This is a genomic window from Pseudomonas massiliensis (genome assembly GCF_000826105.1).
GTDB classification, from domain to species: Bacteria; Pseudomonadota; Gammaproteobacteria; order Pseudomonadales; family Pseudomonadaceae; genus Aquipseudomonas; species Aquipseudomonas massiliensis.
This window is the reverse complement of record NZ_CCYK01000007.1, coordinates 1,599,256-1,625,515: the sequence shown is the minus strand read 5'-3', so window position 1 is coordinate 1,625,515 and position 26,260 is coordinate 1,599,256. Positions and strand designations below refer to the sequence as shown.

At 63.3% G+C, this 26,260-nt stretch carries 17 protein-coding genes; 7 read left to right on the top strand and 10 right to left on the bottom strand.

Features of this window, described 5'->3' with window-relative positions; translation table 11 throughout:
* Positions 1 to 74 precede the first annotated feature (74 nt).
* Both BN1188_RS18220 and BN1188_RS18215 read left to right on the top strand, forming a co-directional pair.
* Positions 75 to 2,111, top strand: coding sequence for a DNA topoisomerase III (locus tag BN1188_RS18220; protein WP_040262903.1), 2,037 nt, complete (start codon positions 75 to 77; stop codon positions 2,109 to 2,111).
* An 85-nt stretch (positions 2,112 to 2,196) separates the two neighbouring features.
* Positions 2,197 to 2,628: a low affinity iron permease family protein gene (locus BN1188_RS18215; RefSeq protein WP_040262902.1), complete on the top strand. Its 432-nt coding sequence runs from the start codon at positions 2,197 to 2,199 to the stop codon at positions 2,626 to 2,628.
* A 58-nt stretch (positions 2,629 to 2,686) separates the two neighbouring features.
* Here the strand turns inward: BN1188_RS18215 and BN1188_RS18210 are convergent, their stop codons facing one another.
* Together BN1188_RS18210 and BN1188_RS18205 are read right to left on the bottom strand one after the other, a co-directional pair.
* Entirely contained in the window at positions 2,687 to 2,977 is a 291-nt protein-coding gene (locus BN1188_RS18210) for a DUF6021 family protein (protein WP_222860580.1), read from the bottom strand.
* Between the two features lie 85 nt (positions 2,978 to 3,062).
* Positions 3,063 to 7,235 carry a PAS domain-containing hybrid sensor histidine kinase/response regulator gene (locus tag BN1188_RS18205; RefSeq protein ID WP_040262901.1) on the bottom strand — a complete coding sequence of 1,391 codons (4,173 nt, stop codon included), beginning with the start codon at positions 7,233 to 7,235 and terminating at the stop codon, positions 3,063 to 3,065.
* A 319-nt stretch (positions 7,236 to 7,554) separates the two neighbouring features.
* Here BN1188_RS18205 and BN1188_RS18200 point away from each other — a divergent pair, with 319 nt between their 5' ends.
* On the top strand, positions 7,555 to 7,764 hold the full coding sequence (locus BN1188_RS18200) for a hypothetical protein (RefSeq protein ID WP_040262898.1): 210 nt from the start codon (positions 7,555 to 7,557) through the stop codon (positions 7,762 to 7,764).
* A gap of 127 nt (positions 7,765 to 7,891) precedes the next feature.
* Here BN1188_RS18200 and treA read toward each other — a convergent pair whose 3' ends face one another.
* From treA to BN1188_RS18175, 5 genes are all read right to left on the bottom strand, one after another.
* Entirely contained in the window at positions 7,892 to 9,544 is a 1,653-nt protein-coding gene (treA, locus tag BN1188_RS18195; RefSeq protein ID WP_040262897.1) for an alpha,alpha-trehalase TreA, read from the bottom strand.
* Between the two features lie 188 nt (positions 9,545 to 9,732).
* Positions 9,733 to 10,806, bottom strand: a complete 1,074-nt coding sequence (locus tag BN1188_RS18190) for a polyamine ABC transporter substrate-binding protein (RefSeq protein WP_040262896.1) — start codon at positions 10,804 to 10,806, stop codon at positions 9,733 to 9,735.
* Between the two features lie 43 nt (positions 10,807 to 10,849).
* Positions 10,850 to 11,191: a cupin domain-containing protein gene (locus BN1188_RS18185; RefSeq protein WP_040262895.1), complete on the bottom strand. Its 342-nt coding sequence runs from the start codon at positions 11,189 to 11,191 to the stop codon at positions 10,850 to 10,852.
* Positions 11,188 to 12,612, bottom strand: coding sequence for an NAD(P)/FAD-dependent oxidoreductase (locus BN1188_RS18180; RefSeq protein WP_040262893.1), 1,425 nt, complete (start codon positions 12,610 to 12,612; stop codon positions 11,188 to 11,190). Before BN1188_RS18180 ends, BN1188_RS18185 begins: the two co-directional genes overlap by 4 nt.
* Before the next feature lie 56 nt (positions 12,613 to 12,668).
* The gene (locus tag BN1188_RS18175; protein WP_040262891.1) at positions 12,669 to 13,457 is read right to left on the bottom strand and encodes a helix-turn-helix domain-containing protein; all 789 of its coding nucleotides are present in this window, start codon (positions 13,455 to 13,457) and stop codon (positions 12,669 to 12,671) included.
* Positions 13,458 to 13,746: 289 nt separating this feature from the next.
* Here BN1188_RS18175 and BN1188_RS18170 point away from each other — a divergent pair, with 289 nt between their 5' ends.
* From BN1188_RS18170 to BN1188_RS18155, 4 genes are all read left to right on the top strand, one after another.
* Positions 13,747 to 15,903: an ATP-binding protein gene (locus BN1188_RS18170; RefSeq protein ID WP_040262889.1), complete on the top strand. Its 2,157-nt coding sequence runs from the start codon at positions 13,747 to 13,749 to the stop codon at positions 15,901 to 15,903.
* 130 nt (positions 15,904 to 16,033) lie between these two features.
* Positions 16,034 to 16,984, top strand: a complete 951-nt coding sequence (locus BN1188_RS18165; protein WP_088776222.1) for a 2-hydroxyacid dehydrogenase — start codon at positions 16,034 to 16,036, stop codon at positions 16,982 to 16,984.
* A gap of 663 nt (positions 16,985 to 17,647) precedes the next feature.
* The gene (locus BN1188_RS22365; protein ID WP_408633615.1) at positions 17,648 to 17,758 is read left to right on the top strand and encodes a hypothetical protein; all 111 of its coding nucleotides are present in this window, start codon (positions 17,648 to 17,650) and stop codon (positions 17,756 to 17,758) included.
* An 80-nt stretch (positions 17,759 to 17,838) separates the two neighbouring features.
* Entirely contained in the window at positions 17,839 to 18,225 is a 387-nt protein-coding gene (locus BN1188_RS18155; protein WP_040262885.1) for a DoxX family protein, read from the top strand.
* A gap of 349 nt (positions 18,226 to 18,574) precedes the next feature.
* Here BN1188_RS18155 and BN1188_RS18150 read toward each other — a convergent pair whose 3' ends face one another.
* The 3 genes from BN1188_RS18150 to BN1188_RS18140 form a co-directional block, all read right to left on the bottom strand.
* Positions 18,575 to 19,993 (bottom strand): alginate export family protein, encoded by a 1,419-nt coding sequence (locus BN1188_RS18150; protein WP_040264217.1) that lies wholly within the window; start codon positions 19,991 to 19,993, stop codon positions 18,575 to 18,577.
* 10 nt (positions 19,994 to 20,003) lie between these two features.
* Entirely contained in the window at positions 20,004 to 20,900 is an 897-nt protein-coding gene (locus BN1188_RS18145; RefSeq protein ID WP_040262883.1) for a glyoxalase, read from the bottom strand.
* A gap of 120 nt (positions 20,901 to 21,020) precedes the next feature.
* Complete coding sequence (locus tag BN1188_RS18140; RefSeq protein WP_052469355.1) at positions 21,021 to 26,159, bottom strand: trifunctional serine/threonine-protein kinase/ATP-binding protein/sensor histidine kinase; 5,139 nt, start codon at positions 26,157 to 26,159, stop codon at positions 21,021 to 21,023.
* Positions 26,160 to 26,260 lie beyond the last annotated feature (101 nt).

Genomic DNA, 26,260 nt, shown 5'->3' with positions numbered 1-26,260 from the left:
AATATACAGATAGACGCTTGCATCCCTGGCTGGCGGCCGCCATGCTTTGCCTAGTGTGAACAAGGGTCGATGACATGCGGCTGTATCTCTGTGAAAAACCATCCCAGGCTCGGGATATCGCCAAAGTGCTGGGTGCCCAAAGCAAGGGTGAAGGCTGCCTGCGCGGCAACGGCCTGGCGGTGAGTTGGTGCATCGGCCATTTGTTGGAAACCGCCCCGCCGGACGCCTACGACGCACGCTACAAGCAATGGCGGCTCGAACATCTGCCGATCGTGCCCGAGCAATGGCGCATGCAGGTCAAGCCCAAGACCGCCAGCCAGTTCAAAGCAGTCAAAAGCTTGTTGGCCGAGGCCAGCGAGGTAGTGATCGCAACGGACGCGGATCGTGAGGGTGAAATGATCGCCCGCGAATTGCTCGACTACTGTCGCTATCGCGGGCCCATCCAACGACTGTGGCTCTCGGCACTGGATGACGTTTCGATCCGCAAGGCCCTGGGCGCCCTGCGGCCGGGCGAGGCGACTTTCAGTCTCTACCACTGCGCTTTGGGTCGCTCCAGGGCGGACTGGTTGATCGGCATGAACCTCAGCCGTCTGTTCACCCTGCTGGGGCAACGCTCCGGGTACCAGGGGGTATTGCCGGTAGGGCGCGTGCAAACCCCGACCCTGCGACTGGTGGTGGACCGTGATCGCAGCATCGCCGCCTTCGAACCCAAGCCCTGGTGGGCCATCGAGGTGCGCCTGGAAAGCGTCGGCCAGGCGTTCACCGCCCAATGGCAGGCGCCGGCCGCCGCCTGCGACGAGGAAGGCCGTTGCGTGCGCCAGGCGCTGGCCCAGGCAGTTGCCGCGATGCTGGAGCAGGCCAGCCATGCCAGGGTTGAGCGGGTCAACACCGAGCGGGTCAAGGAAGGCGCGCCGCTGCCGTTCGACCTGGGCACCCTGCAGCAAGTGTGCTCCCGCCGGCTGGGCCTGGGCGCGCAGGAAACCCTGGACATCGCCCAGGCGCTCTATGAAACCCACAAGGCCATCACCTATCCCCGCAGCGATTGTGGCTACCTGCCGCTAAGCCAGCACAGCGAAGCCTCGGCAATCCTGGCAGCCCTGGCCCGTGCCGACCAGGGCTTGGCACCCCTGGCGGCGCACCTGTCAGCGGCCCGCCGCTCCCGAGCCTGGAACGATGCGAAAGTATCGGCGCATCACGGCATCATCCCTACGGCGGTGGCGCCGGCTCCGTCAGGGCTGCCGCCCAAGCACAGGCGCGTCTACGAACTGATTCGCGCCCGCTATCTGGCCCAGTTCCTGCCCGATCACAGCTACGACCGTACCCGTGCCATCTTCGACTGTGCCGGACATACGCTTGAGGCGGTGGGCAAACAGGTGATCGAGCCAGGCTGGAAGCGCGCAATGCCCGAGGCGCTGGCCCAGGCCCGCCCCCAACCCCAGCACCCCGGCCGAGAGCCCACGCAGGTGCTGCCTTCCCTGGCGGCCGGCATGCAGTGCCCAGTGCTGGACGTGCGGCTCAAGGACAAACCCCAGCACCCCGGCCGAGAGCCCACGCAGGTGCTGCCTTCCCTGGCGGCCGGCATGCAGTGCCCAGTGCTGGACGTGCGGCTCAAGGACAACTGGACGCAGCCGCCCAAGCCCTATACCGAAGGCGACCTGATCAGCGCTATGAAGAATGTCGCTCGCCTGGTGGCAGATCCGCAGCTCAAGCAGAAGCTCAAGGACACCACCGGCATCGGTACCGAGGCGACCCGTGCCGGCATCATCCAGGGACTGCTGGACCGAGGCTACCTGCGCAAGGAAGGAAAGGCGCTCAGCGCGACGCCGGCCGGTCATGGCCTGGTGGACGCCGTACCCCGCGCCATCAGTGATCCGGGTACCACGGCCATCTGGGAACAGGCGCTGGACATGGTCCAGGCCGGCGAGATGACCCTTGAGGAATTCACGACGCGTCAGTCAGCCTGGATGAGCAAGCTGGTGGAGCGCTGTCGAGGGCTGAGCCTGGTAATAAAGGGCCAGGCGGCGGTACCGGCTTGGCGCAAGAAGCGCAAGCCGGGCGGCCGGGGCAAGGCGGCGGGCAAGTCCGCGGGCAAAGTCCGCAAACCACGCTAGGGCGACTGAATGAAATTTCATGCCTGGCGGCAGACAACGCCCTCGGTCAGCTGTCATTACCTCAGAATACAACGAGGTAACCCACATGAGCTTCTCCAGTTTCTCACAGGCCCTGTCCAAGCACGCCGGCAGCCCCAGAGCATTCGCTACCGCCCTGGTATTGATCATACTATGGGCGCTAACCGGCCCCTGGTTTCATTACAACGATACCTGGCAGCTGATTATCAACACCTCCACGACCATCATCACTTTCCTGATGGTATTCGTGATCCAGAACACTCAGAACCGCGATAACGACGTGTTGCATATCAAGATCGACGAGCTACTGCGGGCGACCAAAGAGGCACGCATGGCCGTGGTCAACCTGGACGACCTGGACGCTCACCAGCTCAAGACCATCCGCAAGCAGTACAAGAGCATGGGCAAGGGAGAGGAAGTCGAATTGCTGCAAGAGGAGACGACCCTGACCGCCAAGGACGACAGTTACGAGCAAGCCCCTGGCCCATCCAAGCGTTGAGACTGGGGGTTCACCCTGAAAAGTGCCGGCCCCGGTACGCCCAGGGCCGGCATCGCTGTCAATGACGCCCTTTAGGCTCACCTGCACCCTCATAAGGAGGGTAGGCATCACCGCTACCGCGCTTTTCAGTGCTTCCGGCGGGGCCGCTGGGTGCTCGTGGCGGATGCGGCGGGTCTATCTGTGGATCGGCCAGGTCGGGGGAGTCTGCATCGAAGCCAGGCTCGTTCTTGCCTGCGCCTGCGCCCGCGCCTGGGCGTGGCGTGCCTGGCGCCGGGGTCAGGTCCGGTTCAATGCGCTCCGGCGCCTGCTGTGTGCCCTGCCCTTGCGCGTCGTGCTTGTCGGTAGCCATGCTCTGCTCTCCTGTTGGTCCAATATCAACATTGGAACGACGCGGCTGCGGTTGGTGCCCTTGTCGGGACCAGCGGCCGCGCTTTTCATCCCAGGCGAGTACGCATCTGTTCCTCGCTGGATTCGAGCAGTTCACTCAGTTCACGGGCCAGGCTTCCTGTGGCCACACCCTCTATGGTTTCAGCATCCGCGCGCTCGAGGCTTGCTTCAAGCTTGCCCGCGCGCACGGACAGCGCCTTGGCGCCGATATTGGCCGCGCTGCCCTTGATCGCATGGAATATGGCCCGGGCCGCGGCGCGGTCTCCGGTAGCAGCGACGCCTTCCAGACGATTGAGCAGCTCCCGGGTGTCAGTGGCGAAAATGTCCAGCACATTGCGCAGCAAGTCCAGATCGCCACCGAACCGACCAGTCACCGTGGGCCAGGCTTCGAGCAGGCTGTTGCTGTCCTGCCGCTCGGTCACGGGCAGCGGTTCCAGACGGCTGTGCCCTACCTGTTCGTTGAGGCATTTCACCAGCCCGGCCAGGTCGATCGGCTTACTGATGTGGTCGTCCATGCCTGCCGAGATGCAGGCCTGACGGTCCTCGCTAGACGCATTGGCAGTCATGGCGATGATCGGCAGGCCCTGGAAGCGCGGGTCGAGACGGATACGCCGAGTAGCCTCCAAGCCATCCATTTCCGGCATCTGCACATCCATCAGCACAGCGTCATAGGTGTTCGGTGCATTGTTCAGAGCCGCCAGTGATTCGTAGCCGTTGCCAGCCAGGGTGACATTGGCGCCTTCCATGTGTAGCAGTCCGCTGGCCACTTGCTGATTCACGGCGTTGTCTTCCACCACCAGGATATGCAGCCCGGCCAGGCGCTTGGGCTGACGCTCGGGCGGCGGCGCAGCCGCGATGGGCCGCCCTTCCACCACTCCCAGCACGCAATCGCGCAACTGGCGCGGTGTCACCGGCTTGCTCAGGGTCGTGGCGAACAAGGCCTTCTGGGACACCGGGTCGGCCTTGGATATCTGGTCTGCATAGGCTGTGACCATGACCATATGCGGCCGCTGCGCTTCCGGCAGCGCGTCCTGGATCATTCTGGCGGTGGCCACACCATCGATATCGGGCATGCGCCAGTCCATCAGTATCAGGTCATAGGGTGCCGTCGTGTTGGCCGCGCGACGTACCCGTTCCAGCGCCTCACGGCCCGACAGTGCATGCTGCGCCGTCCACCCCAGGGCCTGGATGGTGCGCGAGAGCACATCGGCGCTGGTGGCATTGTCGTCAACGACCAGCAGCCTGAGCGGCAGCCGTCGCCCGGGCAGTGGCAGAGGAACCTGGCCACCATCCTGGACCTGCAGCGGCACGTCGAACCAGAAACGGCTGCCAACCCCGACCTCGCTTTCCAGTTTCAGCTCGCCTCCCATGAGCATCACCAGGCGGTTGCTGATGACCAGGCCCAGGCCGGTCCCACCGAAGCGTCGAGAGGTGGACGCCTCAGCCTGGTTGAAGCCTTCGAAGATGCGCTCCTGCTGTTCCGGGCTGATGCCGATGCCACTGTCGCTGACGCTGAAGCGAAGCGTCACCTGGCCGTCGTGCCGTTCGATCACCTCCAGCCGAATGATGACCTCGCCATCCAGAGTGAACTTGAGCGCGTTACCCACCAGGTTCACCAGCACCTGTTTAAGGCGCAAGGCATCCCCCACCAGCAGCGATGGCACGGTCGGTTCGATATCGAACACCGCCTCGACTTCCCGGGTACCCTGGTTGCCGGCGATGATGATGGCCAGTTCCGTCAACAGCTCATCCAGTTCGAAGGCATAGCTTTCAAGCTTCAGCTTCCCGGCTTCGATCTTGGAATAGTCCAGGATGTCATTGAGCAGCTCCAGCAGCGAGCGCGCCGCTTGACGGGCCTTGGCAACGTAGTCCCGCTGCTGGGCATCCAGGGCTGTGCGCTGCACGAGCTGAAGCATGCCCAGCACGGCATTCAACGGGGTACGGATCTCGTGGCTCATGTTGGCCAGGAAGGCGGACTTGGCCGCACTGGCCTCGTCGGCACTGGCCTTGGCCTGCCGCAAGGTGTCTTCGAGTTCCTGCTGGAGGGTGATGTCTCGGTTGATACCGGTTACCCGCAGTGGTTTGCCATCGGCGTCCAGCTCCGCAAGCGCGGTAGCCTGGATATGTCGCAGGCGACCATCCGGCAGGCGGGCTCGGAATACCAGTTCATAAGGTTCCTGGTGTTGGAGCAGCGCGTGCATGGCCTGCTCGCAACGTCCGATGTCGTCCGGGTAGACGCATTGCAGCCAGTCTTCGTAGTGCAGCACTCGATCGCGACCCGGATCCAGGCCATAGAGCTCGAACATGCGCTCATTCCAGGTCAAGGCGCGATCCGCCAGGTTGAAGGCCCAGATCCCCAGCGCGGCCGCCTGGGCGGCCAGCAGCAACTGGTCCCGCGCCGCCAGCAGCTCACTGCGCTGCTTGATCTCGGTGGTGATGTCGGTCACCACACACACGAACACGCGGGACTCTGCGCTGCTTTTCAGGCCCACGGATACCCGCGCGGGGAAGACGCTACCGTCCTTGCGCAGGCCATGGATTTCCTGGCTGCGAGAAGACGGCGCCGCCTTTTCCAGGGTTCGGGCCACAAAGCGCTCGTAGGCGGACCAATGCGTGGCTGGGATCAGGCGGGTGACATGCTCGCCGATGATCTCCTCGGCCTCATAGCCGAACACTCGGCTGCTGGCCGGGTTGAAGGACAGCACGGTGCCGCTTTCATCGATGCTCAGCACCGGATCGACCACGGTGTCGAGAATGGCCTGGGTGGTGGCACGGCTGTCGTGCACCGCTTCCTGAAGGGCCTCGTTCTGCACCTGGATGCGGGCGGTCTGGGCCTTTTGCAGGGTGATATCCCGTGCCGTCACCGAAGCGCCGATGATCTGCCCATTGGGGCCATGCACCGGTGAGGGTGTAATGGACACCTGGATCAACTGGCCGTTCTTGTGCGCCCTGACAGTTTCGTAGTTCGGTATGAACTCGCCCTGGGCCACCCTGGCCAGCATCGCATTTTCCTCATCGACCCGTTCGGCCGGCACGATCAGGCGGGTAATGGGACGCCCCAGGGCTTCGTCCGTAGTGAAGCCGAACAGCAGTTCAGCGCCCCGGTTCCAGCTGCTGACGATGCCGTCGAGGGTTTTGCCGATAATGGCGTCCGACGCGCTTTCAACGATGGCGCCCAGTTCCATGCGCGCATAGAGGATTTCCCGGCGTTGCGCCCGGCTGATGGCGATGGCGCCGGCCAGGCCGGAGAGGCCGAGGCTGGCCAGGATACCCACGAACCATACCCAGGCGGGGGCGATGATGCTCTGCCGCGAAACGAAGGCTGGGGTGACGCTGAAATCGAATGCCCAGCGCCTGCCGAACATCTCGTGTTCCAGATGGGTAGGAAGAAGCCCAGCGGGCGGTGAGTTGGGCCCTTGGTTATTGAAGAAGGTAACGGGCATCGCGTCCGGGTTCGAAACGTCGGACAACTCCACGTGCAGCCATTGCGGGTCAATGCGCAACCCTTGCAGTACTTCGGACATCAACAGAGGTGCGTAGCTGAGCCCAACCAATTGCGCGCGTCGTTCCTCGAGCGTGCCGGGGGTACGCGGGCTGCGGTAGATAGGCATCAGCATCAGGAACGATTGCTGCGGCTTGGATTTCTCTTGCATCAAGGTAATCGGCTGGGTCAGGCGCACTTCACCCGTATCGATGGCCTCGCGCGCCGCTCTGCGTCTGTTGGGCTCCGAGGCGATGTCGAAGCCCAGGGCATTGCGATTGCCTCGGTTCGGCTCGATGTACTGGATGAACAGCCGATCACCGTCGTGCGGCCCGACACTGCTCAGGGCGTACTCGGGGCCCATATCCGCCCTGGCCCTGGCCAGAAACGCCGCCTCGCCTCCCATTGGCACCCGCCGAACGAAACCGAAGCCTCGCGCGCCGGGGAATTCCACCGCTACGTCCCGGGATTCCGCATAGCGATGGAACACAGCCTGGGTAAGCGCATCCTCGCCTACGCTCAGGATCGCGCCACGAATTCCGCGCAAGCCATATTGGTAAAGCTGGACACGATTGAAAATGGCATCCGTGGTGTCGTGGACAATATCGGAAACGGCCTGGCCCACCCTCGCCTCGTTGGCTCGGGCCATCAGCCAGGCGGCGCAGCCGGACAGCGCCAGGCCGATCACCAGCGTGACCAGGGCGGCTGGATAGAAACTCGAACGCGTCCGTGTGGTCATCGCGCCTCTTCCCTGTGGGCCTCTCTGTACTGCGTGCCCGTTGTTTTCAGGATAGCCTCCGCTAGCACCCGTGCTTGTCCAAGCGTAGCTCCCTTTCGAAAGCTTGCAGGCTTGCCCTGACGACAATCGCCTACCAGGATGGCACGTGACAGACACTGTTGCCGACCAGGCGGGACTCTCGAAATTAATATGCGGCGCAGATTAGAGGCCCGTCACATAACCTGCAACATTTCCTGTGGTCGTTGAAACCGCCCTCCGTCTTCGCTGTCTTCTTTGCAGAAACGCGCCACCAGGGCGCGGTATTTCGCTGGAGTCCGCGATGCCTTTACCCGCCTTGTTTCTCAATGCCGTCTTTTGTACCAGTGAGGCGCATACCACCTGTATGCCGCCGCAATTCGTATGGACCGCCGAAACCTTCGTGCGCGAGGAAAAGCGAGCCGAGCAGTGCGCCACCAAGGCCGCGCAGCTCAATGCGAAGCGCAAGGACCTCAGCATGCTGTACCGATGTGACACGGTGAAAGGCGCCTGACGGTAGTCTACGCGGCCTATACCTGAGGTAGGAGACGAGCGGAGCCGCCAGGCGAAGCTCGCGAAGGTGTTCACCGCCATAGCCGTGACAGCCCGCCCGGGAGCTTCGCCCCACGCCAACTGACGATTCAGTTCTCTGGCGCTGTCTTGGGTTTGGAGGTGCCGTACAGCCGCAGCAGCCGCAAGGTCACGCCGTTGGTCCAGCCGAAACCGTCCTGCAGCGCATACTCGCCGCCTCCGCCCCCCTTGCCCCCTTCGATGTCGTATTTCTCTACCAGCTTGTCTTCCCGATCATAAAGGCCCTGTACCTGGGTCAGGAAACGGCTGCCGATGGTCTGCGCAAGTGTATCTTGTCCGTAGCTGCGCAGCCCTTCGACCGCGATCAACTGCAAGGGCGCCCAGCCGTTGGGTTCGTCCCACTGCTGGCCGCTGCTGACAGTGGTGGTCGCCAGACCGCCCGGGCGGACTAGCCGCTGATTGACGCTGGCCGCGGTCTGCTCGGCATGGGCGCGGCTGGCAAGCCCGCTATAGAGCGGATACAGGCTGGCGGCAGTGATGCTGTCACTGAGGTGCTTCTGTTTCCAGTCATAGTCTGCATAGAAGCCGGCCGGGTTCCACAGATAGCGCTCGACCGCTTTTTGCCGCGCCTGGGCCCAACCACTGTAGCGCGCCGTGCAACTGGCCTGGCCGCTTTGCTGGCATGCCTTGGCGATGGTCTGCTCCAGATGGAAGAGCAAGGCGTTGAGGTCTGCCGGCACGATGGCGGTCGTACGAATGCTCGCCAGGGTATGGCCGTCACCCAGCCAGCGCGAAGAATAATCCCAGCCACTTTCCGCACCGGCGCGCAGGTCACGGTACACCTCGGCGGCCGGTCGATCCGGCGCCTGGGCCGCCGTGGCACGGTCCTCGGCCCAGGATTCCTGGCGCGGCGTGTCACTGGCGTCCCAGTAGCGGTTGAGCACGGCACCGTCGGCAAGCTTCACCACATGCGCGGTCGCTTCGCCCGGCTTCAGGCCCTGCGCGCCCTCCATCCAGTAAGCGTATTCCTTTTGCAACTGGGGAAGGTACCGCTGGTAGGTCGCCGGGCCATCGAGGCTGGCGAGCAAGTCCACCATGTAGGCGAAGAACGGGGGCTGCGAACGGCTCAGATAGTAGGTGCGGTTCCCGTTGGGAATATGCCCGTAGGTGTCAATCAGGTAGGCGAAGTTGTCCACCATGTCGCGCACCTGAGCGGTGCGCCCGTTCTCGGCCAGGCCGAGCATGGTGAAATAGGAGTCCCAGTAATACATTTCCCGGAAGCGGCCGCCCGGGACCACGAAGGAGCGAGGCAGGGGCAACAGGCTGCTGTAGGCCGGCACCTGTTCATAGCGGCGGGTGAGCACCGGCCAGAGGTCATTGATATGGGTATTGAGATCGGCTCCGGGCTTGGGCGGTTGAACATCGGCTGTACCTGATTCTTCGAAATGCGCGCTGACGAAGGCCTTGAGGTCGAACCCTGGCTGGTCCTTCTGGCTCAGGTAGGCGGCGCGGATGTCGGCCGGGGCCTGCCTGGGCAGCGCGTCGACGAAGTGCTTCTGGTCCGTGAACAGGCCGCTCTGCTGCACCGCCAGGAACAGTTCGGGATAAGCCTGGTCTGGAGGCACTTCGCGGCTGGCTGTGACCGCCTCCCAGCTCCAGGTGGGCAATCCAGGCTGCGGCGCCTGCTGCGCCGTGGAGCAGCCATAGATGGCTGCCAGGGTGATGGAGACGGCCAGGCTGGTCGCGCGGTGGAATGACCTCATGAAAGCTCCTTGTTCGCGATGCGGATACCTTCAAGTCGACTCGCGGGCGCCGTAGGTGGTTCGTTCGACCTGCGCGAAAAAAAGTTCAGGGTGTCTGTGGCGGCGGGCGGACCTGGCCCGCCCCCCGGCCCTTGCAGGCGGGCGACCGAGCCTGAGCGCGACCGGAACGGCTGGAGCCTGTGGCCGGGTCAGCCGCCGTTCTTCACCGTGCTCCAGACCCGCGTGCGCACGCGGTCGATGGCTTGCGGCATCGCTTCGAGGACGAACAGCTTCTGCATGAACTCCTCGGGCGGGTACACCATGGGGCTGGCGCGAATCGCCGGGTCCACCAGCGGGTCGGCGGCGGCGTTGCCGTTGGCGTAATGCACCGCGTCGCTGATCTGCGCCATTACCTTGGGTTCAAGCAGGTAGTTGAGAAACGCATAGCCGGCAGCCTCATCAGGCGCGTCGGCAGGCATGGCGACCATGTCGAACCACATGGGTGAGCCCTCCTTCGGAATCACATAAGCGATTCGTTGGCCATTGTGGGCTTCTTCGGCCCGAGCCGCAGCCTGCATCACATCGCCCGAAAAGCCGACCACCATGCAGAGGTCACCGTTGGCCAGGTCTGCGGTGTATTTGGAGCTATGGAAGTAGCTTATGTAAGGTCGCACCTTCATCAACAGGGCCTGGGCCTTGTCATAGTCCGCCTTGCTCTTGCTGTGGTGGGGAAGCCCCAGGTAGTTGAGCGCGATGGGCAGAATTTCCGGGCCGTTATCCAGGAAGGCAACGCCGCACTTGGCCAGCTTCTGCATGTTCTGCGGCTTGAAGATGACATCCCAGGAATCGACCGGCACGTCCCCCAGCGCTGCCTTGACCTTGTCCAGGTTGTAGCCGATGCCAGTGCTGCCCCACAGGTAAGGAAAGCCGTGACGGTTACCGGGGTCATTGGCCTCAAGGGCCTTGAGCAAGGCCGGATTGAGGTTGTGCCAGTTGGGCAGGCGACTGCGGTCCAGTGGCTTGAGCGCGCCGGCGGTGATCTGGTGGGCCATGAAGTGATTGGAAGGAAAGACCACGTCATAACCTGAATGCCCCGCCATCAGCTTGGCATCGAGCATCTCGTTGCTGTCATAGAGATCGTACTGAGTGGGATGGCCGGTGGCAGCGGTGAAGTCCTGCAAGGTATTGGGCGCGATATAGCTGCTCCAGTTGTAGATCTTCACCGTATCGGCCGCCTGGGCGGCGACGCTGGCCAGCAATAATGGAGCGATGAACTTCAACATCTGACACCTCGACCTTTATTCTTCGGTTCTCTGGAAGGGGCAGTTAGAAAATCAGCACATAGGTTTTGCGAACGGTTTCTTGTATATCCCAGGTGCCCGTCGTGTTCGCGGGGAACATCAACGCGTCGCCGGCCTGGATGTGCAGCGGCTCACCGCCGTCCGGGGTGAAGGTGCAGCGCCCCTGGATGAAATGGCAGAACTCTTGTTGAATGATCTGGCGTCGCCAGCGGCCTGGCGTGCATTCCCAAACTCCGGCCTCCACGCCATCGTCGCGCGTGCTGCTCTGGCTGGCGACTCGGGCCACCGGCTCGCCAAGGGGCAGGCCCACCGGGCCCGGGTCTCCGAGAGCAACGGCGGCGGTGTTCGGGAAATGGTCGATCTTCATGAGAAAGGCTCCTTGCTATGCATCAGCCGCTCCATGGCGCCGGCCAGCCCCTCGGCCATGCGGCGGCGCCAGGGCGACGTAACGGGGTTACGGAGAACGCGGTCCTCCAGGACGAAGCTGCGGATGATTGCGTTGTAGCCCAGCCATCGAAAGGGTTCGGGTTCCCAGCGAGGCAGCGAGGACAGGGGGCGGTCGCCCACTACCCAGGGTTGACGGGTCAGGGCTGTCTCACGCCCCAGAATCAGGTCGGCCAGGGTGCGACCGCCCAGGTTGCTGGCGCCGACACCTTCCCCCCCGTATCCGCCAGACAGCGCCACCTGCTGCCGGCGGTCGGCAAGCATGTGTGGGTGAAAGCGGCGGGCAACGCCTAGGTTGCCGCCCCAGGCATGGGTAAGCCGGACATTGCGCAGTGCCGGGAAAAGCTCACTGAACAGCTGCTGGCGCAAGGCGCGCTCCTGGCACGTGAGGTTGAAGTCCTGACGCAGCCGCCCGCCGAAACGATAGCCCCCGCGCGCGCCGAATATCAGGCGGTTGTCCGCGCTGCGCTGCCCATAGGTGACTTGCCTGCTGTTCTCGCTGAACGCCTGGCCATGGGCCAGGCCGATACCTGCCCAGGTAGCCTCCGACAAGGGCTCGGTGGCGACAATCAGACTCTGCGCGGCCAACTGGTGCTTGCCCAGAGGTGAAAGCTCGCTGGAATACCCTTCGACAGCCGGTACCACCCAGTCGGCTCGTACCTCTCCCGTGGCCGTAGTGACGCTGCCAGGGCCCCAGGCGACGACTGGGCTTCGCTCGAAGAGGGTCACCCCCAGCCGCTCCACCGCTCTGGCCAGGCCACGTGCCAGCTTGGCCGGCTGCACCGTCGCGCAATGGGGGGAGTAGAGCGCGCCATAGGCATTGGCTACGTTCAGTTGCGCGCTTAGCTCACTGGGCTCTAGCCAGCGATAATCAGCCTCGCCCAAGCCCAGAGCGCGGTAGCTCTCTAGGTAGCCACGCAGGCGTGACTCCTGCTCAGGATAGCGGGCGGCGCAATAGAGCACCCCGCCCTTGCGCAGGTCGCAGTCGATCCTCTCCCTCTGGCACACAGCGGCGACTTCGTCCGGGATGCCTTGCAATAGCCCAAAGCCTTCGGCCCGCGCCGAGGCAGGCAGTCCGCCAAGCAGGCGGTCCTCACCGAGCAGATTGCCCATCAGCCAACCGCCATTGCGTCCCGAAGCGCCGAACCCTGCGGTCTGGGCCTCAAGGATGACTACCTTAAGGTGGGGCGCCAGTCGCTTGAGGTAATAGGCTGTCCATAGCCCGGTATAGCCGGCTCCGATGATGGCGACGTCAGCCTGAAGCGCCCCGGACAAGGCAGGGCGGGCGGTCAGGGGCTCCCCCAGTTGATCCATCCACAAGCTCACCCCGCGCCAACCCGTCATGCCCTACCTCACTCGTCGATTCGGCAAGAGTGTAAGCAGCCGTTGCGTTGACTGTCTTATCTGCGGGTACGCGCGCAATGCGCCTTGAGCCAGGCCTTGGGAGAGGTGCCAGTACCGGCGCGAAACGCCTTGTAGAAGGCGGAGGTGGAGTTGAATCCGGCCCGGCCGGCCCATTCATCGATGGCCAGGGTTTCACCCTGCTGGGTCCATTGGCCGAGCAGGTAGGCCAGGCGCGCCTGGTTGACATAACGATAGAAGCTCTGGCCAAGCACCTGATTGAGCAGGTAGGACATCTGGTTACGGCTGTAGCCCGTGGCGCGGGCTACGGCTTGCAGGCTCAGCTCGGGGTCAAGGAAGGGCCGCTGGCGTTCGAAGTAATCATTCAGGTCCCGTGCCATGTAGCTCAGCTGGCGGGCCGAAAGCCCCAACTTGCTGATGGCAGGTGCACGCTGGCTGTCAGCCAAGGTCGACTCCGGCGCCCGGACCAGAGAAGCGTACTCATTGATGCGCCAGATCAGCCCGTCGCGAACGGTGATGGCTTCGCTGGAGCGGAACACTACCCGCTGCCCACTGCCCGCCAGCGCAGTCTGGTATTGGATGAAGGCCGTGTCGCCATCGACCCGTATGCGGTCGGTGTGCTCAAGGTAGTCTTCGGCCTGCCTTGGCAAGGTCTGGGAAACATAGTCCCGGAGTTCGCCGATGCTCAGGCAGCGGTTCTGGAAGAAATCGTTGTATTGCACCTCGGGATGATAGAGCGCGAGGATGGCCTCCAGGTCCCGGCGTTTCCAGGCCAGGTGATAGGCCAGTACAGTGGCCTGGGTGTCGGCGGAAGCAACGGTAGACATGCGCGGGCTGATCTGACTGGCGGTCAGCCCAGTATGGGCAAGGCGAGGTCGTGATGAAACCCCTCGCCCTGCGCCTCGCCCGATCGCCCGGCTGATGTCCCCCCGTTAGCGCAATGCCTGCGCCTACTCGCTACGCTTCCAGGCGCTGCCGGAAGCGGGAACCAGACAAGCGTTTCCTGTGAGCCATGCTTGATTTGCTATCATCCAGGGCACGGGTCCACCGATACGGTGTCCTACAAAGCGTCATGGCCCATCCATGGTTCCGACCCTCGCACTTATAAGGCCCGCCATGCCCGATGTGTTACCCGGCCAGATCACCCTCGCGAACTGTGAAAGTGAGCCCATCCATACCCCAGGCTCTATCCAGCCCCATGGGGCGCTGGTCGCCCTGGGTCGGAACGGGCAAGTACTGACCCGTAGCGCTAACTTCGAGCGACACCTGGGCGTGGACGCCCCGCCCGGCCAGGCCCTTCCGGTGCCTTTGCTCGCGCAATTGGGCGGGCTGGTCCAGGCGGGCTTGGCCGGTGAAGACGGCTGGAGCGACAGCGGCCGGTATACTGTGGGCGAGTACGGTTTCGATGTCATAGCTCACCGCTTCCAGCAGTTGCTTTACGTCGAGTTCGAGCCTCAGCCGCTGGCCCAGAACGCATTTTTCAGCCTGGCGGCCGACGCGCAACGGATCATCGCCCGCATCCGTCACGCTCGGGACTTGCAGATCCTGATGAGTCGCCTGACCACGGATATCCGAGAACTGACCGGCTATGACCGTGTCATGGCCTACCGTTTTCGCCCGGACGACTCCGGCGAAGTGGTCGCCGAGGCTCACCGGCCAGGGCTGGTCTCCTACCTGGGGCAACGTTATCCCGCTTCGGATATCCCGCGGCAGGCCCGCCACCTGTATATCCAGAACCCTACCCGGCTGATCGCCGACGTGGCCTACAGCCCTTCCCCCCTGGTGCCGGGCTTGCGGGAAGATGGCCAGCCGTTCGACCTGAGCCATTGTGAGCTGCGCAGCGTCTCTCCGATTCATTGCGAATACCTGAGCAACATGGGCGTCCATGCGTCCATGAGTGTCTCCATTGTGGTCGGGGGTCGGTTGTGGGGGCTGTTCTCCTGTCATCACTACCAGGCCAAGACCCTGGCCTACTCGGTCAGGCTATCGTTCTCCATGATTTCGCAAATGTGCGCGGCCCTGGTCGAGCGCCTGGAGCAATGGCAGGAAGGTGAAGCCATGAACCTGGCGCAGACCCGCATCCATGCCTTGGAAGAAGGGCTGCACGATGCCGAAGACCTGCTGGCCGCCCTTTGCCACTCGACCCCGGGTTTGGACCACTTGCTCGACTGCGAGGACGTAGCCGTGTGCCTCAAGGGCCGGGTGCAAACGCTTCGCGGAGTAGCGGACGAAGCCGCCCGTGAAATGAACGGTTACCTGTCCATGCTCGGGGACAAGGACCTCTACACGCTTGATCGCTGGCCTGGCCCGGCGCCGGTCAAAGGCTTGTGCGGTGTGATGGCGGTGCGCTTCGACCGGGTTGAAAACGGCTGGATCATGTGGTTTCGCAGCGAACAGGTCGAGCACGTTCGCTGGGGTGGAAAGCCGGAGAAGATCGTGGATACCGGGCCTTCCGGGCCGCGGCTTACGCCGCGCGGTTCGTTCGAGGCCTGGGAGGAAGTGGTACGAGGTCAGGCCACGCCCTGGTCACGAACCGACCGGGCCATTGCCGAGCGCCTGCGCCAGGCCCTGGCGGACGTCGTATTCAGTCGGGTGAGTCACACCAATGGAATGCGCCAGCTATTGATCGCCGCGCTCGGCCATGACCTGCGCACTCCCCTGCAGTCGATCACCATGGCCGCCTCTATGCTTTCCGACAGCGAGCAACGGACGGCTCGCTTGCGCCAGAGCATTGCCACATCTTCCGGACGGATGACCCGGCTGGTCAGCCATGTGATGGAGCTGAGTCGGCTACAGGCGGGCCTCGGCATGGCACTGAGCAAAACCGTGACGGACATGTCCGTCCTGCTGGAGGTCTTGGCCAGCGAGGCGGAGCTGGCCTACCCTGGCTTGCGCCTGGAACGAAGCATCAAGCCGGGCCTGCATGCCGACGTAGATCCGGATCGAGTGGCTCAGGTTGTCATCAACCTGATCGGCAACGCCTCACAGCACGGCAACGGCAACCGCGCGCGCCTGAGTCTGGATGTCGAAGATGGCGAACTGGCGCTTTCGGTCAGCAATCCCGCGCCGCCCATGGACCCGACACGCCTGGCCAATCTGTTCTCGCCTCTCAAGGGCACCACCAACCAGCAAGGCAATCGCGACGGGCTTGGCCTGGGCCTCTACATCTGCGATGCCATCGCGCGGGCCCATGGCGGCTCGATCGCGGCACGGGAGATCGATGGCGAAGTGATCTTCACTGTCAGGCTTGCCATGGCTGATCCGGCTTGCTGAAGGTCACGAGGCAACCGAAAAGACGCTAAGCTGGAGCGCGACGAACCGGATCCATGACCTGGCAGCAGTGGTCAGACGGCGTGATTTCAATTACGCGGCCTGGAATGGTGCCGCCTCGATGGAGCAATGCATGACGGACACAAGCGTGGATATTCTGGTTTGGGGGGCCCTGAACCCTAACCTGATGGCGAATCTCGAGCAGCACTATCGCATCCATAATCGGGCCGAAATCACGGACGTGACCCGTTGGGGCCAAGAGCACGGATACAAGATCAGCGCCGTGGTCACCAGCGGCGTGCTGGGGACCGAAATCGAGGTTCTGGAACAGCTGCCCAATCTGAAAGTGGTCTGCAGTTTCGGTGTAGGCTACGACGCTATCGACGTAGCCTACCTGAGCGACCGAGGCATTGCGCTGAGCAACACCCCTGATGTGCTCAACAATGCCGTGGCTGAAACCGCCATGGCGCTGATGCTGTGCCTGACCCGCCGCATCAGCGAAGCCGAGCGATTCGTGCGCGCCGGTCAGTGGCCCATCGGGAAATTCCCGCTGGGGCGCCAGCTCACCGGAAAGACCTGTGGCATCGTGGGGCTGGGGAAGATCGGCAAGACCATCGCTCGTCGCGCCGCCGCCTTCGATATGAACATTGCGTATTACCGTCGTGGCCAGGCCTATGCCGGAGTGGACTACACCCATTACGATGATTTGAAGGCCCTGGCCCGGGCCGCTGATTATCTGGTCGTGATCGTGCCCGGCGGCGCGGATACCCAGCACCTGATCGATGCCTCGGTGCTCCAGGCACTGGGCGCCGAAGGCTACCTGATCAATGTCGCCCGTGGTTCGGTGGTCGATGAGCAGGCCCTGGTCGCGGCCTTGCAAGCCGGGCAGATCGCCGGCGCGGCGCTGGACGTCTTCGAAAACGAGCCTCATGTTCCGCAGGCTTTGATGACCATGGATAACGTGGTGCTGGCACCACACATCGGCAGCGGCACCCAGGAGACTCGCCAGGCCATGGCTGACCTGGTATTCGCCAACCTGCGTCAGTTCTTCGAAGACGGCACGCTTATCACGCCGGTGCAATGACGAAGCGCCCTCGCTGTGCCAGGCTGCGGACGCCTGTCATCTGTTGACCGTACGGTCGGTAAGGGGCTTGCGGCCATGCTGCTTGCGCAGCTCCGCGCCGATGCATGGCCTGCTGGAGCACGGACTACCCAGCACGGTTCGACGATGCAGCCGATGGAATGATGGAATGATGGAATGTAACCTGGACCATCATTAATGAACGGGTAGCCTGCCGAGCCTGCGGCAGGCGCCAAAGTGTGGCGCGAAGCCCCTTCCGACACCAGCTCAATCCCCGGTGTTGACGGCTGCGCTTGAAGCGCAGTGGCGGGACCTTCCCACTGGTTTACGCCAGGAACGATCGCGCGACCATCCTAGCTTGCCGCTGTGCACGCCAAATTAAGCACAACCGGGCAAGCGGCCAGCGTCCATGCTATCGGAACATAAGGGTTTTCTAAGCGGAGAATTCTTGTGAGCGATACCCATACCCTTGACCACCGCCCTCGGTGCGCCAAGCGAAATACCCAGGCAGGTGCCGGCCTATGCAGAGCCGGGACTGCCCTCAGTGGCGCCGCGACTCGCTATGATTACCGTACCGACAGCGACTACTAGAGCCAGGCCGGTGCCCTGTTCAGGCTGATGAGCCCGGCATAGCAGCAACTGCTGATCAGCAACATCGCCAGCGCCATGCAGGGCGTGACCGAGGACAAGGTGCAGCGGCAGTTGCAGCATTTCGTCAAGGCTGATCCTGACTATGGCCAAAAGATGGCCAACGCGCTGGAAGTGCTGGTGCGCTAGGCCTCTTTTAACCGCAGCCGGCAGCGTCGAGGCTTTCGTTTTAGGGCGGCTGTCACTTTGAACCTTGATGGAGTTCACCCATGCACGCTCGCGCTTACAATGCTGTGGACACGGGTCTACTGTTCATGCGGGTGGCGGCCGCGCTACTGCTGCTGGCCGTTCACGGTTTGCCAAAGTTGATGCATTGGCAAGAGCAACTGCTCCGGATCGAAGACCCCTTTGGTCTGGGCCCCACCCTGACCTTGGGCCTGGCCGTCTTCGCGGAAGTCTTCTGCCCGCTGCTATTGATCGCTGGGTTTTATGCGCGGCTGGCCTGCCTGCCTGTCCTGGCGGTGCTTGCGATAGCCCTAGTGATCGTTCACCCGCAATGGTCACTGGAGGAAGGCCAGTTTGCCTGGCTGCTGGCGATCCTGTTCGGCGGCCTGGCCATCACCGGGCCAGGCGCCTGGGTGCTCCCCCGCCTCTGACAGTGCCGAGCGACTCTAGTCCGCGGTTCGGCCGCGGTAGGCCAGCACCGCATCCAGGCGGCCACGGCCAGCGGCAGCAACAGGCTGTGCACGCCGACGCCCGCATAGGCTAGGGCGTCGCTGATACAACCCAAGGCAAGGCCCAGCGGATTGATGGATACCTCGCCCAGTCCGCGTCTGGTCTGCGAACGCTCGTCTGCACCTACAGCCCCCCAGACCGCACAGGTCGATGGCGACCTGAGTTACGTTGCCCGTCATCAGAATGGTAGGCGGCGCGGCTTTCAGGTGCTGGCGACAAGGTGTTGAAGGTCCGTTGGTAGCCTGTTGTCGGTAGCGCGGCAGCGCAACGCTACCAACTGAATTTGAGTTCCATGCCCAGGTAGTTGCTGTCATGCCCTCCAGCGTCGCGCAGAACATGGCCGACTTCGTAGTGAACAGCTTCCACGGCGCCGGACAAGTTGCGAGTGAAGGCATAGTCCGCACGCAGCTGGTCGTAGTAGCCGGTCCAGCGCCCGCCCTGCCCCGCCGTGCCGGCCACCGGTAGATTCGGCTGGGTGTAGACCGCGTCGGTTGTGGTCTGGCGCCATAGCAGGCCTACTGCCCCCATGATCGATAGCCCTGTAGCCGGCCTGAGGGTCAGGGAAGGCTTCACATGGTAGAGGTTGCTGTAGCCGGTATAACCCGAAAGGGAGAAGTAGTAACCGTTGGGAAACAGCGGGTTGAAGGTGCCCAGGCTGCCGTCTCCGGCGTTGCGGTCACCGGAGGCCGCGTCGAGCTGCAAGCCCAGGCGCGGCGACCAGGGGACCTGCAGCCACGTGTAACCGAGGCGAGTGCCACCACCCCAGGCGCGAATGCGCTTGCTGCCCACCGTGCCGCGTTGCAGCATGCCTTCCAGATCCCAGTCGTAGCCATTCGCACTGCCGGCCAGTCGTGCGTCGAATACAGGCCGGCGCTCGTCGCCCTCGGCATCCAGGTAACCCGCGTCCTGTTCTTCATACACTCCAAAATAGGCGGAGAGCTCGTTCTTTCCTCCCACCAAGCGCTCGACACGCAGCATATGAAAAGCCTGGGCGCTGTTGGACTTGTCGTCGAAGTGGCGCTCGTCCTGATACTGCATCGGATGGCTGGCCAGGCCGATCAGGCGCCATTGAGGCGTTTCCCAGTCAGCCCAGAGTGCATCGAAAGACTGGCGAACGTTGGGCCCATCGCGACTGGAGATGAACCGCTGCAGGTCGAAGGCGAAATCTTGCCGGCCAACACGCGCCTTGAAGGTATCGTCGCCCACCCTGGCCTGGTATTCAGCGAAGGCCAGGCGCAGGTCCAGATGGTTCTGGTCCGCGCCCCCAAGGCTGCGCTTGTCGAAGGCCCTGGCATCTTCCAATTGAGTGAACAGGCGCCAGTGTTCGCCGAGGTGCAAGTCGGCATGGGCCTGCAGTCGCTGGATCAGCCAGGTATCACGCTGGCCCCGGGTGCCGAAGCCGTTGGCGTCGTTCAGCTCGTAGCGCTCGCGCAGGGTGGCGCCCAGGGAGAGGTAGGCAGCGGATCCCAGGCCCGGCAGCGGAATGTATTTGAGCCCGTCCAGCGGCGCGGTGCGCACGGCGGGGTCGGCCAGGGGTGACCAGTCTTCCTGCCAGCGGTTGGCCTTGATCGCTGGTCGTTGAGGCGCGCTCGCGGCCTCGGCGGCCCGGCCACTGGAAACTTCCAGTGAACAGAGCGTTGCCAAGGCCCACGCCAGCGTCTTGCGGGTATGGCTGGGCCGCATGGGCATCATTCCCCGGTCAAGACTTTTTCTGGAGGGTCGACTGGTGGATCTCCGCCACGTAGCCCCCCGGGAATTGCACCAGCGCGGCGCGGCGCCCGGCCTGTTCGGCTGCGGGGACCAATACCTTCACCCCTGCTCCCTGGGCCTTTATGAGGGTGGCGGCCAGGTCGTCCACCTCGTACCCCGTGTTCTCGTGACCGTAGGGGTACGGCAGGTGCCCGTCCGTGGCCAGTACTACCATCTTGCCGAAGTCCGAGTTCAGGCTGAGGCGACGGAAGCTTTTACCGGGCTGCCCGACCTGTTCGCCTGCGGCGTGCCGATCATCGCTCTCGAGCCTGCCATGGGAAAATGCCAGGAACGCCTTGACGAAAGCATCCGCCCGGTCTGCGGCCACATACACGCGGTTTTCGGGGACGTGGGCGAAGGGCGTGTAGTTCGGTGTCCTGGTGTGCCAATAGAGCTGCAGGTTGACACCACCTGGCCACTGGATGACAGCGTCGCGCCCGATCGGATCCGGGAAATCCTGCACCAGCACTGATGCTCCGCTGGCTTTCGCAGCAGCGAGCGCTTCGTCCATGTCCCGCACGAGATAGCCATTTCGCTCACTGCCAAAAGGGTAAGGCACGGGCGTGCTGAAGCCGAACAGCGAGACGGTGCCTACCGGCGTCTGCAGCAGCTGGGAAGTGGTGCTGCTAGGGACTGGCAACACGTTCACCACCACCTGCGGGGTGCTCTTGCCGCCGAAGGTGGCCAGGAAAGCCTGGACGAAACGGTCCACCTCGGCGGGCTGCACATACACATGAGTGGTGTCGTATTGCGGCGCTACCGCCACCGATGCGGGGGCTGCAAGGCTATAGCCGCTGGCAGTCAGCGCAAGTGCCAGGAGGGTGGGTTTGATGAACGTCGAAAGCATGATGAAGGGCCTTTGGCTGGGAGTGGATCTCTCGCTGCAAAGCGCGAGATAGACAGGGCCAGCCTAAAGAAAACGCTTACGCCGGGATTGTATGGCTGTGCTGTCCAGCCCCCATGACGATCACACCAGGGGCGGGTTCGATAGGCCTGCCGCCAATAGCGAAAAGCGAATGCGTCCACCGCCCTGCTCATTGTCTTCGGCCACCAGGTTGCCACCGTGCGCCCTCATGATGGTTCGGCAGATGGCCAGGCCCATGCCCAGGCCGGTGCCCTTGGTCGTGAAGAAGGCCTCGAAGATCCGTTCGCGGTTTTCGACCGCGATACCCGGGCCGTTGTCATCCACCCGGACCTGCGCCTCGTCTCCATCACGCGAGGCATGGATCTGGATGACCCGTACGCCACTGTTGAGCGAAACGGCCTCGGCCGCGTTGTTGATCAGGTTGTAGACCACCTGCTGAATCTGCACTGGGTCGGCGTTGACGCTCAGCTCCGGTTCCAGGTTGGCTTGAAGGGTAACGTTCTGGCGCTCCAGGTCCGCTGCGGTCAACCGCAAGACTTCCCGGATAAGCTCATCGAGCCTGAAAGGCTGGCGTTGCGGCGGCGTCTGCTTGGCAAGTTGGCGCAAGGCGCGCACGATGTTGGTCGCCCTGGCGCCATCGGCACGTATGTCCTCCAGCCCGCGTATGGCCTCTTCGATATCAGGCTGTTCACGGGCGAGCCACATCAGGCTGGCATCGGCATTGGAGACTATACCCAGCAGCGGCTGGCTGATTTCATGAGAGATTGACGCTGAAAGCTCCCCCATCACCGTCAGGTGCGCGCTGCGGGCCAGCGCCTCGCGGGACCGCCTCAGCTCGCTCTCCACTTGAGCTTTGAGATGGGCCTCTTCCACCAGTTTTTCATATAGCCGCGCGGTATCCAGGGAAACGGCGGCCTGGGTCGCGACTATGTCCAGCACCGATAGCCGCTGCTCGTTGAAGACCCCCGGCGACAGGCTGTTTTCCAGATACACCAGGCCCAGCACCGCCCCCTGGCGCAGCAAGGGCATGCACAGCACGGAGCGGGTATGACGCAGCACGAAGTCATCCCGGTACGCCTCCGGGCAGTCGATATGCACATCGTCCAGCACCAACGCCTTGCGGGTACGGAAGGTCGCGTTGAGCACCGAAGCGGGCACCTCGGCCTGGGAAAGGTTGTCCAGGTCGATCACTACCTCACCCTGGGCCACCCTGCCGGAAGCCGCAATATTGAGCTTGCCGGCCTGGACCACGTAGAGCACGCCCAGGTCCGCGCCAGCCTGGACCATCAGGTGGTTCATCAAGGTAACGACCAGGCGGTCCAGCAACACCTCTTCGCTCAGCGCTTTGGCCGTCTGGATGCTGACGGCAAGGTCCAGCCCAGGCTCGGCGAAGGGGCGATGCTCCACGATAGGCTCGCTGGCCAGGAAGGAGAATTTCCTTTCCAGCCAGTCCGCCTTGCCGTCCCCGCCCCACATTCTGTACCAGTCCCGCGCCACACGCATGTGGAGGGTGATGCCAGAGATCAAGCCGTTCTTGCCCGTGGCGGTTCCCAGCATCTCGTGCGCGAGAGCGTATTCATTGACGAAGCCGGCCGCCGCCGAAGCAATGGCCGATTCGTCGAAGCAACGGATAGCATGCATGTCGTCATCCTGAAGCATGGCGATCATGCCTTCGATGAACATCAGCTTGCTCTTGAAGGTGGCCGGGTTGATCGCAGCCCAGCTGGCGAAGCGCTCCCGGGTCGCTTGCAGTAAACCGAGCTTGCCAGGTAGCTCGCCCGGGGCGTCGGGGTGAGCCTTGGCCAGACTTGAATAGAGGTAGAAATCCGCCAGGTTGATATGCCCGGGTATGGCCCAGGCCAGGCGTTCGGCCGCATCGAATTCGGCGATCGCGCTGACGAAGTCGTGGTAGAAGTATGCGGTCATGCCCGCGTACAGATGCTTGAAGAACGCGGTGGTCTGCGAGGTGCCACTAGAGAGTGGGCGCAGCGGCAGGCTTCCTTCCTCGGTGCTGGCCGGCCCCGTCCTGGTGCCACGACCATGACGCATGGCTGTAACGAACTGCTTCTGCGCCAGCAGTATCTGCTCCACGTCGGCGTACTGGTACTGGCGGACCAGCGCCAGGCCCCGGGAGATCTCTTCCTCCACCTTGATCAGGCGCTCGCCCATGATGAGCAGATCCGAAGCCACGTGGTAGCAGGCGTAGCAGGCCATGCTGATGTTCTCGCCCGCCTGGCCCGCGTGTATGGCTTGCTTGGCCTTTTGCAGCGCGCTCTTGAGTGGCAGGGTCCAGGGTGACAGACGATCCATCGCCACCAGGGTCGCCGCCCGCGTATGCTCGTAGCCTCGGGCATCCACCATGCTTTGGCCTGCCTGTGCGAAGGCCAGGCCTTGGGCATAGGCACCGAAGCGGTCTGCCAGTACCACGCCGAACCAGGCCAGGCCTTGGGCCGAAGCCGGGGCCGAGCCGTGACGCAGGGTCAGTTCCACGATCTTGGCCAGGTGGGTGAAACGCAGGCCTCCTTCGATGAACAACGTGCAGAACAGCGCGCTGAGCAGGTCTACCGAGGCGATGAATACCCGGTCCGCGCAAGGCGTGAGCTGGCCCAGCTCTTCGACAGGACGGGCGCTGATCAGCTCCCTGATGACGGCGTAGGAACGATCGATTTCCGCCTCGCTGGGATGCCGGTCCAGATCCACGCCCAGCAGGCGAAGCCCAGCCAGTGCCGCGGAGATGGCGCTTTCGTAGTCCGACTGCAAGGTTTTGAGGGTGGCCTGCAGGCGATAGGCAATGGCCTGGTCATAAGGGGCGCAGGCATTGAGCAATACCGCCGAGATCAATTCCTCGGACGCCTGGAGGTGTCCCAGTTGCAGCTCGCATTCGGCATAGAGGCGGTGCGCTTCGAAACAATCTACGTACTGGAAGCCCCAGCCAGGCTCTTCTAGCAGGCCAATGGCCGTGGCCAGATAGCCGCTGGCCTGGTTCAGGGCCGCGGCGTCCTTGGCACGTTCGGCGGCGGCGATCAGCAATCGGGTGAAGGGTATGCGGTACTGCGAAGCAATGGTGTGCAGGGAGGCACGCTGGATCTGGTTGGCGATCTCGAACGCGCGGTCGCCCGGCCGTTCGCTCCAGACTTCCAGCATCGCCGCGGCGATCAGGCCATGCTGGGTTGCCTGCTGTTCCACGGGCACCATGTTGTAGGCTGCCTCCAGCAAGCGGTCGTGGGGGAAGGTGTAACTGCCTTCATCGTGGATCAGCAGCCCGGCCGAGAGTAGCGGTTCCAGGTGTCTGGAGGTCTGGGCAGGGGACTTGTCGCTGATGTGCAACAGCAGTGCCTGATCGCAACGGGTACCCACGCAACTGGCCAGGCGCATGAGCTCGCGCTGGTCTACCGGCAACCGATCCAGGCGCTCGATCATCAGGTCAACCACGTTGTCGGCATATTCATGCTTGCGCACCTGCTGCGCAGACCAGGCCCAATGCCCGGTGGCGGCGTCCACCCGCAAGATGCGATCGTCGACCATCGCCCGCACGATCTGGTGTACGAAGTAAGGGTTGCCAGCCGTCTTGGCAGCTACGATCTTGGCCAGGTGCGGGGCGTCGTCGATGGGCAACGCCAGCGAGGCGCTCATCAGTTGCGCCACGGATTCGCTGGACAGCGGCTCCAGGAACACTTCCGAAGCAGGGGTGATGTTGCGCTGGGCAGCGTGATCGAGGAACTGCCCGTGGCTACGCAACGCCTCCACTTCGTTGTCACGATACGCCACGATCAACAAGACGTTGCCTGGCGGCTCGTTGAGGAAGGCCGTGAGCAGCAGAAGCGTGGACTCATCAGCCCATTGGAGGTCATCCAGGAACAGCAGCAGCGGTTCTCCCTCGCTAGGGAACGCTGCCAACGCCCGCAGTAGCGTGCGGGTCGCCCGCCCTTGAGCCTGGCGCGCCGGCAGCTCGGTCAGCGGAGGTTGGCGGCCGATCACCGTTTCAAGCTCCGGCACCAGTTCGGTCAGTAGGCGGCCGTTGCCGTCCAGGTTCTTGAGCAGGGCCTGGCGTATCGTTTTGAGCTGTTCTTCCGAGCGTCCGAGGGCGCGGCTGGCCAAGGATTGGAACACTTGAGCCAGGGGAGCATAGGGTACCTGACGCTGCAGCAGGTCACTCTTGCCACTGGCCCACCAATGCCTGCCCTGCCCTTGGAAAAGATCGCTGACCAGTGCGGATTTTCCCGCCCCAGGCGCACCGCTGACCAATAACAATTCGGAGACGCCGGTGGTAGATACCCGGCGCAGGGCCCCCTTGAGTCGCTCGCTTTCGTACTCGCGACCAAACAGGCGCTGCGACCTGGAGAAGCCGGGCTTGAAGTCGTTTCTTCCAAGTACGAAGTCTTTGATGGAGGCCGTGGCCTCCCATTGTGCGATGCAGTGGGACAGGTCGGCGGCCAGGGCATCGGCGGTCTGATAGCGCGCCCCAGGATCCTTGGCCAGTAACCTGAGGATTATCTGGCGCACCATCTGGGGCACACGCGCCTCATCCACGGCGCCAAGCGAGACGGGAATGGCAAGGTGGGCGTGCATCCAGTGGGCCGGGTCCTTCGCTTCGAACGGCAGGTGGCCGATGAGCGCCTGGTAAAGCACCACCCCCAACCCGTAGAGATCGCTTCTGGCATCTGAAACCCTCTCTGACGGCCGGATCTGTTCCGGCGCCACATAGGGCCATTGCTCCAGGGTCGGGAGCAAATGACTGGTAGCAACGAGCGCGGTCGATTGGAAGCCGCTGAGCCGCACATGGTCGCCCTCCCCCACGAGGATATGGACAGGCCTAGGGTTGCCGTGGATGATGCCGTTGGCATGGGCGTTGGACAGCGCGCGGGCTGCCTTCTGAATGATGCTCAGCACCCGAGCCAATGGAAGCGGGCTGGTCTGCAAAATCTCCGAGAAACGCGTTTCTTCGGTTTTTGCAAAGAGCAGGAGCAAGCCATCGGTGGTCCGGATCAGCGCTTGTGGTACCTGCGCCCAGGCGGCATCCAGGGCCAGCTGGTGTTGCCGCTCCAATTGATGACAGGCGCACGGCGACTGCACCGACACTCGAACCCCCTCCCAGCATCGGTTGAAAAGCGGGTCGCGGACTTCGCAGTAGGACAGATCCCCTTCCCGACGAACCAGGCTCAGGGTACAGCGGGCCAACCAGGCCTCATCGAATTGAAGCGGCTGGGCAAGTACCCGGGAGCTGTCCAGTTGACCGATCATTGTTGAGTCCATGCAGGGCGAGCGGTGGCGAAGCGTTGATTATACCGGTGCAACCTCTGGAGAACTTTAATGCGCAGATGGCCGTATAGCGCTCTGCTTTG

Excerpts from the sequence above, each read along its gene's own strand:
- BN1188_RS18180 (WP_040262893.1), bottom strand. The coding sequence starts at position 12,612 with ATGACGGGTTGGCGCGGGGTGAGCTTGTGGATGGATCAACTGGGGGAG.
- BN1188_RS18185 (WP_040262895.1), bottom strand. The coding sequence starts at position 11,191 with ATGAAGATCGACCATTTCCCGAACACCGCCGCCGTTGCTCTCGGAGAC.
- BN1188_RS18150 (WP_040264217.1), bottom strand. The coding sequence starts at position 19,993 with ATGCCCATGCGGCCCAGCCATACCCGCAAGACGCTGGCGTGGGCCTTG.
- BN1188_RS18220 (WP_040262903.1), top strand. The coding sequence starts at position 75 with ATGCGGCTGTATCTCTGTGAAAAACCATCCCAGGCTCGGGATATCGCC.
- BN1188_RS18215 (WP_040262902.1), top strand. The coding sequence starts at position 2,197 with ATGAGCTTCTCCAGTTTCTCACAGGCCCTGTCCAAGCACGCCGGCAGC.
- BN1188_RS18145 (WP_040262883.1), bottom strand. The coding sequence starts at position 20,900 with ATGCTTTCGACGTTCATCAAACCCACCCTCCTGGCACTTGCGCTGACT.
- BN1188_RS18205 (WP_040262901.1), bottom strand. The coding sequence starts at position 7,235 with ATGACCACACGGACGCGTTCGAGTTTCTATCCAGCCGCCCTGGTCACG.
- treA (WP_040262897.1), bottom strand. The coding sequence starts at position 9,544 with ATGAGGTCATTCCACCGCGCGACCAGCCTGGCCGTCTCCATCACCCTG.
- BN1188_RS22365 (WP_408633615.1), top strand. The coding sequence starts at position 17,648 with ATGCAGGGCGTGACCGAGGACAAGGTGCAGCGGCAGTTGCAGCATTTC.
- BN1188_RS18140 (WP_052469355.1), bottom strand. The coding sequence starts at position 26,159 with ATGATCGGTCAACTGGACAGCTCCCGGGTACTTGCCCAGCCGCTTCAA.
- BN1188_RS18155 (WP_040262885.1), top strand. The coding sequence starts at position 17,839 with ATGCACGCTCGCGCTTACAATGCTGTGGACACGGGTCTACTGTTCATG.
- BN1188_RS18200 (WP_040262898.1), top strand. The coding sequence starts at position 7,555 with ATGCCTTTACCCGCCTTGTTTCTCAATGCCGTCTTTTGTACCAGTGAG.
- BN1188_RS18175 (WP_040262891.1), bottom strand. The coding sequence starts at position 13,457 with ATGTCTACCGTTGCTTCCGCCGACACCCAGGCCACTGTACTGGCCTAT.
- BN1188_RS18170 (WP_040262889.1), top strand. The coding sequence starts at position 13,747 with ATGCCCGATGTGTTACCCGGCCAGATCACCCTCGCGAACTGTGAAAGT.
- BN1188_RS18165 (WP_088776222.1), top strand. The coding sequence starts at position 16,034 with ATGACGGACACAAGCGTGGATATTCTGGTTTGGGGGGCCCTGAACCCT.
- BN1188_RS18210 (WP_222860580.1), bottom strand. The coding sequence starts at position 2,977 with ATGGCTACCGACAAGCACGACGCGCAAGGGCAGGGCACACAGCAGGCG.
- BN1188_RS18190 (WP_040262896.1), bottom strand. The coding sequence starts at position 10,806 with ATGTTGAAGTTCATCGCTCCATTATTGCTGGCCAGCGTCGCCGCCCAG.